Below are 12,577 nucleotides of genomic sequence, written 5' to 3'. Positions count from 1 at the left end.
AGCAACTGTAGGAACTCGACAACCCTTCTGCACACCCTTACATTCAAACCACCGTTAACCTGAATTCAACAATGGGGGTGCCATGGGCAAGGGAATCCAGCCGGCCGACCTGGGCTTCTTCTCGGCACTGGCCAGTGCCGGCAGCCTGAGCGCCGCCGCGCGCGAGATGGGCATCACCACGCCCGCCGTGAGCAAACACCTGGCGCTGATGGAAGCCCGCCTGGGCGTGGCACTGGTGAACCGCACCACGCGGCGCATGGGCCTCACGCCCGAGGGCGAGCTCTACCTGCAGAGCGCCCGGCGCATCCTGGCCGAGATCGATGGCATGGAAGAGCTGCTCGGCGTGTCCAAGGCCGTGCCCAAGGGCTTGCTGCGCGTGAACGCCACGCTGGGTTTTGGCCGCAGCCATGTGGCGCCGCTGATCTCGAAGTTCGTGCGCAAGTACCCGGAGCTGGAGGTGCAGCTGCAACTGTCGGTCAACCCGCCCGCGCTGACCGAGGATTCGTTCGACGTCTGCATCCGCTTCGGCGCACCGCCCGATGCGCGCGTGATCGCCCGGCACCTGGCGCCCAACCGCCGGCTGCTGTGCGCATCGCCCGCCTACCTGTCACGCCATGGCATCCCCAAGGTGCCCAACGACCTCACCAAACACAACTGCATCGGCATCCGCCAGGGCGAGGAGGCCTTTGGCGTGTGGCGGCTGTCGAACGGGCGCGGCCGCAGCGTCAATGTCGAGGCCGTCAAGACGCGCGGCAACCTCACCACCAACGACGGCGAGATCGCCGTGAACTGGGCGCTGGACGGCCACGGCATCCTGATGCGGGCCGAGTGGGACATCGGGCGCTACCTGCACAAGGGCCGCCTGGTGCAGGTGCTGCCCCAGTATTTCACGCCCGACGCGGACATCTATGCCATCTACCCCCAGCGCCACCAGATGGCGGCCCGGGTGCGGGCCTTCGTGGATTTCGCGGCCCAGGCGTTCAGCCAGCAGGCGGGCACCGTCCAGGGGTAGCCGGCGGCAGGGCAGATCAGGCGCGCCGGGCCGGGGCCCGGCCCCACCACCGGCGGATGGCGCCCAGTGAACGCACCCCGGCACGCCACAGCACGCCCGGGACACTCCACAAGGCCTCGTTGCGCAGCCGGTGTGCCTGCTGCACCACCGCCTTCTTGCGGCGCAGATGGCCGGACAGACTCCACTCTTCGTGCAGCGGCATGGCGCCCCTCCTTTCCTAGATGCGGTGACTGTAGGAAAGCCCGCACTCCCCGGAAACAGCCCGGCCTGCAAGGGCGTTTTGCACGGGCTGCAAAGCCGGCAGCGTGCCGGGGCCGCGCCCGCTACCATTGGCACGATGCGCGATATCCGCTTTGAAGACATGCACCTCTTCGTCCGCGTGGCGGACCTCGGTTCGCTCTCGGCCGTCGCGCGCGAGCGCGATGTGCCCGTGAGCCAGGTATCGCGCACGCTGGCGCGCATCGAGACCGCCTGCAATGCGCGGCTGATCCACCGCTCCACGCATGGCCTCACGCCGACCGCCGAGGGGCTGACCTTTCTCGAATACTGCCGGCGCCTGACCAGTACCCTGGACGAGCTGGAGGGCGAGTTCGCCAGCCACCAGGGCGGGCAGGCCAGCGGCTCGGTGCGCGTGGCCGCGAGTTCGGTGGTGGCCGAACACCTGCTGATCCCCAGCTTCGATAGCCTGCAGCAGGCGCACCCGCAGCTGCGCGTGGAGCTGGTGGTGGACGACCGCATGGCCGACATGGCGCGCGACGGCATCGACATCGCCATCCGCACCGGCCCGCCCACCAGCGACACGGTGGTGGCCCGACCGCTGGGCACCCTGGTGCGCCGGCTCTACGCCACGCCGGCCTACCTGCAGGCCCACGGCACGCCACGGCACCCCGACGAACTGCACCGCCACCGGCTCATCACCAACAGCGCGGTGGCGCAGCTCAACCGCTGGCCCTTCATCGTCGATGGGGAGCCGCGCGTGGTGGTGGCCGATGGGCACTGGCGCTCAGGCAGCACCGGCATCACGGCGCGCCTGGCCCTGCAGGGCCTGGGCATTGCGCGGCTGGCCACGCTGGTGGCCGAGCCGCTGGTGCAGCAAGGCGTGCTGGCGCCCGTGCTGCGCGACTGGGTGGATGAGCAGCCCTCGCCCATCCACGCCATCACGCTCACGCGCCGCCACCGCCTGCCCAAGATCAAGGCCTGCATCGACCACTGGGCACAGTGGTTCGCCAGCGGCAGCGCCCTGGCCTGAGCCGGCCAGGGCGCGTTCCGGTCACAGGAATGCAGCGGCGTCCAGGGACTGCACCACGCCCACCAGCTCGGCCAGGCCTTCCGTGGCAATCGGCAGCTTGGCCACGGCCGCGAGGAAGGCCCCCTGCGTGGCATAGGCCTTGCCCGGACCGATCAGCGACGCGAACTCCTGCACCTGCTGGGCCGTGGGGGCCACGCCCGTGACGCTCTGGAACAGGAAGTTCACCAGGCCATCGTTGCCGATGCCGGGAGCCAGCGCGTCGATGAGGGTCTGCGCCAGGGCATCCAGGCCGTTGATGCTGTCGGCCTTGTGCACCCACTGGCTCAGCACCAGGGTGTCCGGCTTCTGGCCGAAGAGGGTGTAGGCCAGGGCCAGCATCTGGCCGGTCTTGCCACCTTCGCTGGTGGCCGTGGGCAGGGCCACATCAAAGGCGAACAGGCTGCCCTGCAGCTCCACGCGCTCCACGCCCCTCATCGTGACCGGGCCCGTGGGGGTGTTGATCACCACCTTGCCGCTGCTGTCCTGGCTGATGCCCAGGCGCAGCACATCGGCCAGCGTGGCCGAGACCACGACCGTGTCCACACCGCTGCCACCGGTCACCGTGTCGGCACCACCGCCAGTGACCACGCGGGTCAGGGGCAGGTTGGGCACGACGATGGTGTCGCTGCCGGTGGAGCCCTGCAGCGTGGCCGGCTGGCCCGGCGCCGTGGGCGGGGTGACGGGAATGGTCGGCGTGGTGGGCGTGCCACCACCACCGCCGCCGGAGGCGGGCGTGCTGCCCAGGTTGAGCCCGATCAGGATCGGGTTGTGGTCGCTCGAACGGTAGGGGTCGGCGTTGAAGTAGCTGGCGTCCTGCGCATCGTTCTTGTTCTCGAGGTTGTAGTCGAGGATGGCCGGCTCCTCGGCATTGATGCCCCATTTGTATGTGCCCGTGACCTGGCTGCCCAGGCTGCCACTGGCCAGCGCATGGTCGAGCGAGCCCCACAGACCGTCGAACGAATACGAGTTGCCCGTGGACACCTTGGTGTAGCCGTTGGCGGCAAGCTTGGTGATCGGGTCTTCCTTGCCATAGGCATTGAAGTCGCCGACCAGCAGCACGTCGCTGTCGGTGGTACCCGTGGGCTTCGTGGCCAGCCAGGCCGACAGGTCCTCGGCCGCCTTCACGCGCGCCAGGTTGTTGGCCCCTTGGCCGTCGCCGGTATCGGGATCGAGCACGCTGCCCTTGGACTTGAAGTGGTTCACCACCACGGTGAACTGCTCGCCGTCGGCATTCGCCTTGAAGGTCTGCGCCACGGGCACGCGGTTGCCGTAGGTGGCCGAGAACGCGGTGTACACGCTCGGGCCGGCCACGGCCGCCTGGCCCACCGGCGTGACCTTGGCGGGCTTGTAGACGATGGCGACCATGATGGCATCGCCACCCGCCGTCGCAGCGTCCCCGGGGGCGGCACCGTTGTTGTAGGGTGCCTTGATGTAGGCATAGGTGCCAGCGCCGGCCTTGGCGTTGAGGGCGTCCACCAGCGAGTCGAGCGCACTGGTACCGTCGCCGAAGCCGTTGTTCTGCACCTCCATCAGGCCCAGCACGTCGGCATCCAGGCCCACCAGGTTCTCGACCACCTTGGCCTGCTGGCGTGCCAGCTCCGCAGCATCGGTCGCGCCGCGGCCCGACTGGGTGGAGCCATCGGGCGTGGTGAAGCTGCCCGTGCCCAGGGTCGTGAAGTAGTTGAGCACGTTGGCCGACGCGACCTTGATCTCCGCATTGCGGATCTCGGTCGGGATGCTGGCCGTGGTGGGGCGCGCATCGCCCGTGAAGTTCACGCTCTGCGTGGGCTGCACGCGGTAGCTGGTCTCGTGCGTGGCAGCGGCGGTGTCCACGAACTGGTCCACGATGCCGGTCACGCTGGCCACGCTGTCGCCTGCGCGCAGCGTGTTCGTGGCCGACAGCGGCTGGCCGCCGCGGCCGATGTGGCTGGTGGGGTTCTGCGTGCTGCTCAGGTCGTCCAGGATGATCTGGTCCTTCTTGAGGTCGGCCAGGTAGGCCGTGTTGCCCGCCACGCTGGGGGCGTTGTGCTCGGTGTACTGCTGCTGGATGGCGTCCGAGGTCAGCGTGACCTGGCCGTACTGGCCCAGGTTGTAGTTGTCGGTGACTACCAGCTTGCCGCCGTTGGCGGTGCCGGACTGCACGGTGACCAGCATGCCTTCGTAGGCTTCCCAGCTCACGGCGCTGGCCACGGGCAGGGTCACCACGGTCGCGGCGGGCAGGCCGGCATCGGCTTGCACCAGGGTGAAGTCGGTCGGCACGGTCAGCTGGGTCTGGCCCTTGTAGTCGGCCACGGTGCCCTTGATGCGGACCTTGTCGCCAATGCTGTTGGCGTCCAGGCCGGCGATGGGCGTGCCACCGTAGTAGACGAAGATGCCTTCGGAGGTGCTGGCATCGCCGTCGTAGTCGGCAGCCTCTTCCTGCACGTAGAAGCCCTGCAGGTTGGGCGCATAACCCGTCACGATGCCTTCGATGGTGACCGCGTTGCCCATCAGCAGCGCGGTGTCGCTGCTGCCCTGGATCTCGTGGATCTTCGTGATCGGCGCCTCGTCGGTACGGACCAGACCCTGGGCCGTTCCGCCGCCCACGATGGTGGTGCCGGTGGCGCCCGACAGCGTGACCGTGAAGCCCTCGTCCTGCTCGATGCTGGTGTCGCCCTGCACGTTGACGGTGATGGTCTTGGTGGTCTCGTTGGCCGCGAAATTGACGGTGCCCGATGGCAGGTTGCCGCCCGCAAAGTCATCGGCACCGGCCTGCGCCGATCCAGATCCGGTCACGGCCCAGTTCACGGACGCCGTGCCCGACTTGTCGCCTGCGCGCGTCACGGTGAAGGTGTAGGCCGTGCTGCCGCTGTTGCCCTCGGGCTTGGCGGCGTCGGTCGCGGCGATGGAGACCACCGAACCGGCATAGCTTTCGATCTTGAAGTCGTCCACCTGCCACTGCGAGGCGCTCTTGTTCGCCGACGAGGCGTACTGGAAGGCGAAGTACACGTTGGTACCGCTGATGCCCGACAGGTCGATCAGGCCCGAGGGCGTGGTCACCTGCGAGTTGGCGGCCGGGTGGGCGAAGCTGAGCTCCGTCCAGGTGGCCAGCGTGGGGTCGCCCGTGCCGCTGTAGTTGCTGGACACCATGAGCTTGAGCTGCTGGGCCGGATCGGCGAGGCCGGCATCGGCATAGCGCGTCCAGGTCGTGAAGCTCAGGAACTCGGCGCCGGTGTCATTGAGGTTGAAGGCCTTGGAGATCAGCCAGTCGTTGGCCGCCACCGTGCTGTTGTAGCCGTTGATGCTGGCCTTGCCGCTGCTGTACAGCCAGTTGACCGCGGCCGCGCTGTCGGCGTCCTTGCTGAACACGGTGAACTCGTTGAAGCCGGCCTGGCTGTCGAAGGCCTGGGTGTAGCTGGGCGCGGCGCCGGCCGGCACGGCCGGGGCGCTGGTCAGGCCTGGCGAGCCGATGTTGGCCGGCGTGCCGGTCTGGGCGAAGGCGCCCAGCTGGCCCACCACGGCCGCCTTGTAGGTCGGGTTGGTGGTGGACACGCCGTCCCAAACGGCCGAGGCCGTGGCCGTGCCTCCGAAGGCCACACCCGCGTGCTCGGCACCGGCCACCGTGCCACCGCCGGTTTTGGCCATGGGGGCCACCGTGGTGCCGCCGTTGGTGAAGGCCGTGCCGCTGTAGTTGATGGCCGTGGCCACCTGGCCGTTGGCATCCAGGATCACCACGCCATCGCCCTTGCCCAGGCCGGGGCCGCCCACGGCCACGACGGCGGTGCTGGCGTCCAGCCCCCAGGCGGCCTTGAAGGCGGTGGGGTCGGTCACTTCGCCGGCCACCACCAGCTTGCCGCCCGCGGGGATCTTGGTGCCGTTGGCAAAGGCACCGAGCTTGGTCGGGTCGGCGGCCGAGTCGGTCCACTTCCAGCCCGACAGATCGATCTCGGTGCTGCCGTAGTTGTAGAGCTCGAAGAAGTCGCCGGGCGTGGCGTTGGAATTGACTTCGGTGATCAGCAGCTTGGGCTGGGCCACCACCAGGGTGCCGGGGGAACCGATGTTGGCGGGTGTGCCGGTCTGGGCAAAGGCGCCCAGCTCGCCCACCACGGCCGCCTTGTAGGTCGGGTTGGTGGTGGACAGGCCATCCCACACGGCCGATGCCGTGGCCGTGCCGCCAAAGGCCACGCCGGCGTGCTCGGAGCCCGTTACCGCGCCGCCGCCGGTCTTGGCCATGGGGGCGATGCTGGTGCCGTTGTTGGTGAAGGCCGTGCCGCTGTAGTTGATGGCGGCCGCCACCTGGCCACTGCCGGTCAGCACCACCACGCCATCGCCCTTGCCCAGGCCGGGGCCGCCCACGGCCACGACGGCGGTGTTGGCGTCCAGCCCCCAGGCGGCCTTGAAAGCCGTGGCATCGGTGACCTCGCCGGCGACGACCAGCTTGCCGCCGGCCGCGATCTTGGTGCCGCTCGCAAAGCTGCCGAGCTTGGTGGGGTCGGCTGCGGAGTCGGTCCAGGTCCAGCCCGACAGGTCGATCTCGGTGCTGCCGTAGTTGTAGAGCTCGAAGAAGTCGCCGGGCGTGGCGTTGGAGTTGACCTCGGTGATCAACAGCTTGGGCAGCGGGGCCGCCGAGGTGGTGAAGTTCAACTGCGCGTTGCCCGACAGGCCGGCCCAGGCGTTGCCGTAGTGGTCCTGGAGGGTGCCGGCCGCGGCCTCGACGTAGTAGGCGGTGCCCACGTCCAGGTCGCTTGCGGGGTTGATGGTCACGGTGTTGAAGGCCACCGTGACCTGGGTCGTGTCGGTCGCGGCGATGGTGGCCACCACGCTGTTGTCGCTGAGCTTCTTGATCACGAAATCGCCCGTGCCACGCGCCACGCCTTCGTTGAAGCGCAGCACGATGTCGGCGGCCTTGCCCACGCTGCCGGCGTCGTCCGCCGGCGTGCTGCTGGCCAGCACCGGGCCAGTGCTGTCGCTGACATTGCCGCCGATCTGCACCCAGTTGCCCACGAACTTCTGCTGCGCGGCCGGCAGGTCCTTGGACGCCGTGGCGCCGCCCCAGGTGCTGTCGCCATTGTCCTGCAGCAACTGCACCAGGGTGCCCTGGGCCGTGCTCTGCACGTCGACGATGCTCTCGAAGCTGCCGCCCGTGCCGTCGCGCAGGGCGTCGAGGTTCACGTCCAGCTCGGTGGGGGTGGTGCCCACGCCATCCCAGCGGAACAGGCGGAAGTCGTTCGTCACTTCGGTGCTGGCGCCGCCCGAAGGACCGGCCAGGATCAGGTAGGTGCCGTCGCCCGCCTTTTCGATGGAGCGGATGCCGCGGCCGCCGAGGTTGAGTTCATGGACGGCGCTCACGTTGGGAGCAGCGCCGCCGGAGGCGTCCACCAGCCCGGCCACGGCCAGCTCCAGCACCACGGCCTTGTCGCGTGTGTTGGCATCGGTCTGCGGCGCGCGGAAGGCCACCAGCAGCTTGGTACCGTCCTGCGAGGCGGTCATGCCTTCGATGGAGAAGCCGTTGACGTTCTCGGGGATCACGCCGGTCGACGAGGCCGCGAAGCCGAAGTAGTTGGCCCCCTTGCCGTGGACATTGCCCTGGTCCCAGGCCACCAGTTGGTCTTCGAGGCCGCCGTGCTTGCCCAGGTAGGTGAACTGCGTGTCGGCGCCCGTGCCGGTGATCTTCACGGCCAGGATGTATTCGCGGTTGTTCTGCTCCGCGCCGCTCTTGTTGTTGCTGTGCGAACCCGTGAAATAGAAGGTGTCGCCGATGCGGGTACCGGCTTCCAGGTCCAACTCGCCGCCGTTGCCAAGGACTGCAGAGTAGTTCCACTCCTTGACGGCCGCCCCGCCTTCGCGGTGGTAGACGCGCAGCACGCTGGCCTCGTCGTCGCCCACTACCATCCAGTTGGCGTCGAGCGCGAGCGCGGCCGAAGCGTCGGAGCTGCCCACCGTGGTGCCGGCGTTGGGCGTGAAGGTCTGCGCGCTGCCAGCAGCTCCCGGTTCAGCAAAGTCGATCTGGAGGTTGCTCTTGGTGGCGTTGGTGACGGCGGCGGCCGAGCCACCGGTGAAGGCACCATCGGCAAAGGTGACGGTCAGGTTGTTGACGTCGCTGGCGTGGCTGGTGGCGGTGCCCGTGAAGCCCAGTTCGGCCGTGGTGGCGCTGGTGCGCGTGAGCACGGCCGTGAGGCCGGCGGGCACATTGCCCACGGTGGCGGCGGACAGCAGGCTGGCACCGTCGGTACCCGTGAAGGTCTCCCCGGTCAGCGTGATGGTGATCTTGGAGGCCGCCGACAGCTGGCCGTCGAAGGCCTGGGACTCGTTGAGGGAGCCGCTGTAGGCCAGGCCAGCGCCCACGGGCGCGGCGGCGGACGAGGTGACCGAGAGGTCGTCAATACCGATCCACTCATCGTTGCCCACTGCATTGGCCGTGATGAAGCGCAGCTGCAGCTGGGCAGCGCCATTGGCGGCAGCGGGCAGCGTGACGCTCATGGGCGTGTCCAGCGTGAGCGACGGCCCGCTGGAGGCATCGGCCAGGTAGGCCGCCGGCAGGTTGATGAAGTCGCCGGTGTTGCCCACGCGGTACTGCAGTGCCACAGCCTGTGCGGCATTGTCGGTGGTGGCATCGATGTCGCGCAGGGTGTAGCTCACCACGATGTCCTGGCGGCCCGTGGCATCGAGGTGCACCACGATGTGGGGCGCGTCGGCCGTGCCCGAACCCTGGAGCGCCACCGTCGGGTTGGCCAGGGTGCTGAAGACGCCCACGGCGCCCGTGGTGCTGGCCGTGTTCGCGTCCAGCAGGGTGGCGCTCTGGGGCGTGGCGCTGCCGTTGGCCAGCAGGGTCTGCGGATCGGTGCCCGTCGCCGTGGTGAGGTCATCACCGCGGTAGCCCACGACGGACGGCACGCCACTCCAGTCGTTGGCCGCCGTGATCAAGGAGCCAAGGTTGGTCCAGTTCTGGGAAAAGTTGCTGCTCGACAGGGCGTGGTAGACGGTGGTCATGCTCGTTTCCTCCGCGGGAGGCGGGTGGGTGGGAAGGGAAGGCGCGGGCGAAAGCGGGGTTTCGCCGCGCGGTTGCGGGGGTGGCCTCTGGGCTCGGGGCGAGCCGGGCACGAAGCGGTGACTCTAGGCAGCCTGTGTTGCAGAGATATGTCACACCAGCGTGGCGAATGCGAATGACCCACGCCACAATCGCCCCATGGGTGAATTCGATCTGATCGCACGCTATTTCACGCGGCCCGTGCGCCGCGCCGCGCTGGGCGTGGGGGACGACTGCGCACTGCTGGCGCCCGCACCGGGCATGCAGCTGGCCGTCTCCAGCGACATGCTGGTGGAGGGCCGCCACTTCTTTGCCGATGTGGACCCCGAGGCCCTGGGACACAAGGCGCTGGCGGTGAACCTGTCGGACCTGGGCGCCTGCGGTGCCCGGCCGCTGGCCTTCACGCTGGCACTGTCTTTGCCGCGCGTGGACGAACCCTGGCTGGCGGGCTTCTCGCGCGGGCTGCTGGCCCTGGCCGACAGCCATGGCTGCGAGCTGGTGGGCGGCGACACCACGCAGGGCCCACTCAATCTCTGCATCACCGTGTTCGGCGAAGTGCCTGCCGGCCAGGCCCTGCTGCGCAGCGGTGCGCGCGCGGGCGACGACATTTACGTGAGCGGCACGCTGGGCGACGCGCGGCTGGCGCTGGAAGCGCTACTGGGCCACCAGCAGATCGCCCCCGACCTGCTGGCCGCCACGCGCCAGAGGCTGGAGCGCCCCACCCCGCGCGTGGCCCTGGGCCTGGCGCTGCGTGGCGTGGCCAGCAGCGCCATGGACCTGAGCGACGGGCTGCTGGGGGACCTGTCCCACATCCTCCAGGCATCGCGCGTGGGAGCACGCATCGATACCTCACTCACCTCGGCCCTGATGGCGCACCGCAATGCCGTGGCAGACCCCGAACTGCTGCGCCAGTGCACCCTGGCCGGCGGCGACGACTATGAGCTGGCCTTCACGGCGCCGCCCGTGCAGCGCGCAGCCGTGGCGGCCGCTGCGCAGGCCAGCCAGACCCCCGTGGCACGCATCGGGGTGATCGAGGCGGAGCCCGGCCTGCGCCTGGTGGACGGGCAAGGCCGGCCGGTGGAAAACCGCTACGCCTCGTTCGACCACTTTGGCTGAGAACTTTTTTTCACGCGGCATGAATCCTTTGGCCACAGAGCCCGCTCTTGTCAGGGAAGGCGCCCCGTGCCGGCGCCTTCGCCTTCAAGATCCAAGGAGCTTTGCCGCCATGCTGTACCGCAAGAACATCACCCGCCCCGAAAGCCTGCTGCGCATCGTCGCCGGGCTGGCCCTCCTCGCCGCCAGCCTGGGCTGGCTGGGTTTCACGCCGCTTGGCCTGGTGCTGGCCGCCTCGGGTGCCACCGGCATCCTCACCGGCGTCTTCGGTTACTGCCCTGCCTGCGCCATGGTGGGCCGAAAGCCTGTGGAATGACCACCGTCGCCCAGCTGCTGCCTGCCGCGCGCGCGGGCGATACCAAGGCCATGGAGCGCCTGCTGGCGCTGGCGCGCCCGGACATCCGCCGCTATGCGCTGCGCCACTGCGCGGCCACCACGGCCACCGACGACGTGGTGCAGGAGGCGCTGATCATCGTCTACCGCCGCGTGGGCGCGCTGCGCGAGGTGGCGGCCTTTGGCGGCTGGGTCGTGCGCATCGTGCAGCGGCTGTGCATGCGCCCGGCCCTGGCCTGGCTGCGCGGCGAGCCGCTGGCGCAGGTGGAGGACCACATGGCCTGGTCGCACCGGCCCGATGACGAACTGCGCCACGACCTGGCCCTGGCCATCGATTCGCTACCGCCCCTGTACCGCGAGGCGCTGCTGCTGCGCGACTTCGAGGAGCTCACCATCGAGGAGATGGCCCAGCGCCTTGGCACCACGCGCGAGGCCGCCAAGAGCCGGCTGCACCGCGCGCGCAGCCTGGTGCGAGAGTACCTGACCCCGCCTGCGTAGCCGGTATCCGTTATCCATTGCGCTGCGCACCACCCGCGAGGCATGAAACTGGCGCGGCCAAGGCCAGTGCCCCCGTGCAAGGGCCGCCAAGCCGCGTAGGCGGCGCTTCGCTTGCGTGCACCGGGGGCGTCCCCCTCCCGACTCGCGCAGCAAGTCGAGAGCGGGGCTGAGGGCCGCGGCTCCAAGCCTGCCTGCGCAGGCTTGGACGTGCCCGAAGGGTGGCCGCCTCTGGCGGACACACCGAGGCGCGAAGCGACTCAGGGGGTGTTTCACTTCAGAAGGGCCGCCCTTCGGCGAAGTGGCGCTCGTCCAGCGCATCCGCCACGAAGTCCCGCACCCAGGTCGTGAGCTGTGACGGGCTGCGCCCCGCCAGCGACACCAGGGCGATGGGCACGCTGAACTCGGTGATCAGCGGGTGCACGGCCAGCACCGCCATTTCACCGCGCAGCACCCAGGGGTGCGCGGCCTCGCGCACACCGAGAAACACAGCGTCGCTGCGGGCGCACACGTCCAGCAGGGTTTCCAGCTGCTCGCACTCCACGGTGGTGTGCTGGCGCAGGTCCAGGTCCACGCCGTGGCTCTCCTGCACCCAGCGCACGGCCTCATCGGAGATCGAGGTGTTCAGCGTCGGGTAGGCCAGCAGGTCCTTGAGCGTCACCCGCTCCAGCCGCTGCAGCGGATGCCCCACGCGGCACACGGCGCTGCCGTGCAGGTGGCCCAGGGTCTCGGCCTGCAGGTGCGGGCTGGAGGGGAAGGAGCGTGCGTCGACGATGGCCAGGTCCATCTGCCGCTCATGCAAGGCCCCCACGAGCGCATCGCCCGAGCCATGGCGCACCTGCAGGTGCAGGCGCGGGAAGTGCTCCACCACATGCTGGATGAAGCCGCGCGACAGCGTGGCCCAGGGGCCGGCCCCGAAGCCGATGCGCAGCAGGCCTTCGGGGCCGATGTCCTCGGCCGCCACGCGGTGCAGCTCGTCCATGTCCTTGAGCAGGCGGCGTGCCCGCTGCACCACCATCTCGCCCTTGGCCGTGAGCGCAAAGGGTTTGCGCCGGCGGTCGATCAGCACCGCGCCCAGTTCCTCTTCAAGTGCCTGGATGCTCTTGCTCAGCGCGGGCTGGGTCAGGTGCAGGTTCTCCGCCGCGCGGCTGAAGGAGCCGGTCGTGGCCAGCTCGGCGAGGTGTTCGAGTTTTCTCGAGTCCATGAGTGTTTGGAATGCCGGCCCAAAAAACGTTTCATTGGACGCTCCGGCTGCACGTCCCTAGAGTCCGTAGCGCCCCCGCCCACGGGGCATTTCGGACACAAAACCATCATACGAGACACGAAAGCA

At 69.2% G+C, this 12,577-nt stretch carries 8 protein-coding genes; 5 read left to right on the top strand and 3 right to left on the bottom strand.

The window, feature by feature from the left end; translation table 11 throughout:
• The first annotated feature begins 82 nt into the window (after positions 1 to 82).
• Positions 83 to 1,012, top strand: a complete 930-nt coding sequence (locus HNP48_RS19645; RefSeq protein WP_184860146.1) for a LysR substrate-binding domain-containing protein — start codon at positions 83 to 85, stop codon at positions 1,010 to 1,012.
• A 16-nt stretch (positions 1,013 to 1,028) separates the two neighbouring features.
• Here HNP48_RS19645 and HNP48_RS19640 read toward each other — a convergent pair whose 3' ends face one another.
• Entirely contained in the window at positions 1,029 to 1,214 is a 186-nt protein-coding gene (locus tag HNP48_RS19640) for a hypothetical protein (protein WP_184860144.1), read from the bottom strand.
• Positions 1,215 to 1,373: 159 nt separating this feature from the next.
• On the opposite strand from HNP48_RS19640, the gene HNP48_RS19635 reads away from it, so the two are divergent.
• A complete protein-coding gene (locus HNP48_RS19635) occupies positions 1,374 to 2,261 on the top strand; it encodes a LysR family transcriptional regulator (RefSeq protein WP_260420302.1) in 888 nt (295 codons plus the stop codon).
• Between the two features lie 21 nt (positions 2,262 to 2,282).
• On the opposite strand, the gene HNP48_RS19630 is transcribed toward HNP48_RS19635, so the two are convergent.
• A complete protein-coding gene (locus HNP48_RS19630; RefSeq protein ID WP_184860141.1) occupies positions 2,283 to 9,269 on the bottom strand; it encodes an ExeM/NucH family extracellular endonuclease in 6,987 nt (2,328 codons plus the stop codon).
• 196 nt (positions 9,270 to 9,465) lie between these two features.
• On the opposite strand from HNP48_RS19630, the gene thiL reads away from it, so the two are divergent.
• From thiL to HNP48_RS19615, 3 genes are all read left to right on the top strand, one after another.
• Positions 9,466 to 10,422, top strand: coding sequence for a thiamine-phosphate kinase (thiL, locus tag HNP48_RS19625; RefSeq protein WP_184860139.1), 957 nt, complete (start codon positions 9,466 to 9,468; stop codon positions 10,420 to 10,422).
• Between the two features lie 109 nt (positions 10,423 to 10,531).
• Positions 10,532 to 10,735, top strand: a complete 204-nt coding sequence (locus HNP48_RS19620) for a YgaP-like transmembrane domain (protein WP_184860136.1) — start codon at positions 10,532 to 10,534, stop codon at positions 10,733 to 10,735.
• Positions 10,732 to 11,250: an RNA polymerase sigma factor gene (locus HNP48_RS19615; protein ID WP_184860134.1), complete on the top strand. Its 519-nt coding sequence runs from the start codon at positions 10,732 to 10,734 to the stop codon at positions 11,248 to 11,250. Before HNP48_RS19620 ends, HNP48_RS19615 begins: the two co-directional genes overlap by 4 nt.
• Before the next feature lie 274 nt (positions 11,251 to 11,524).
• Here HNP48_RS19615 and HNP48_RS19610 read toward each other — a convergent pair whose 3' ends face one another.
• Entirely contained in the window at positions 11,525 to 12,451 is a 927-nt protein-coding gene (locus HNP48_RS19610; RefSeq protein ID WP_184860132.1) for a LysR family transcriptional regulator, read from the bottom strand.
• Positions 12,452 to 12,577: the final 126 nt, after the last annotated feature.

It is taken from the genome of Acidovorax soli (assembly GCF_014207955.1).
GTDB lineage: Bacteria > Pseudomonadota > Gammaproteobacteria > Burkholderiales > Burkholderiaceae_C > Acidovorax > Acidovorax soli_A.
Note: the sequence above shows the minus strand (reverse complement) of the source record. Positions and strands in the feature narration are given on the sequence as shown.

Coding starts and splice junctions, on each gene's coding strand:
- HNP48_RS19645 (WP_184860146.1), top strand. CDS start 83: ATGGGCAAGGGAATCCAGCCGGCCGACCTGGGCTTCTTCTCGGCACTG.
- HNP48_RS19640 (WP_184860144.1), bottom strand. CDS start 1,214: ATGCCGCTGCACGAAGAGTGGAGTCTGTCCGGCCATCTGCGCCGCAAG.
- HNP48_RS19635 (WP_260420302.1), top strand. CDS start 1,374: ATGCACCTCTTCGTCCGCGTGGCGGACCTCGGTTCGCTCTCGGCCGTC.
- HNP48_RS19630 (WP_184860141.1), bottom strand. CDS start 9,269: ATGACCACCGTCTACCACGCCCTGTCGAGCAGCAACTTTTCCCAGAAC.
- thiL (WP_184860139.1), top strand. CDS start 9,466: ATGGGTGAATTCGATCTGATCGCACGCTATTTCACGCGGCCCGTGCGC.
- HNP48_RS19620 (WP_184860136.1), top strand. CDS start 10,532: ATGCTGTACCGCAAGAACATCACCCGCCCCGAAAGCCTGCTGCGCATC.
- HNP48_RS19615 (WP_184860134.1), top strand. CDS start 10,732: ATGACCACCGTCGCCCAGCTGCTGCCTGCCGCGCGCGCGGGCGATACC.
- HNP48_RS19610 (WP_184860132.1), bottom strand. CDS start 12,451: ATGGACTCGAGAAAACTCGAACACCTCGCCGAGCTGGCCACGACCGGC.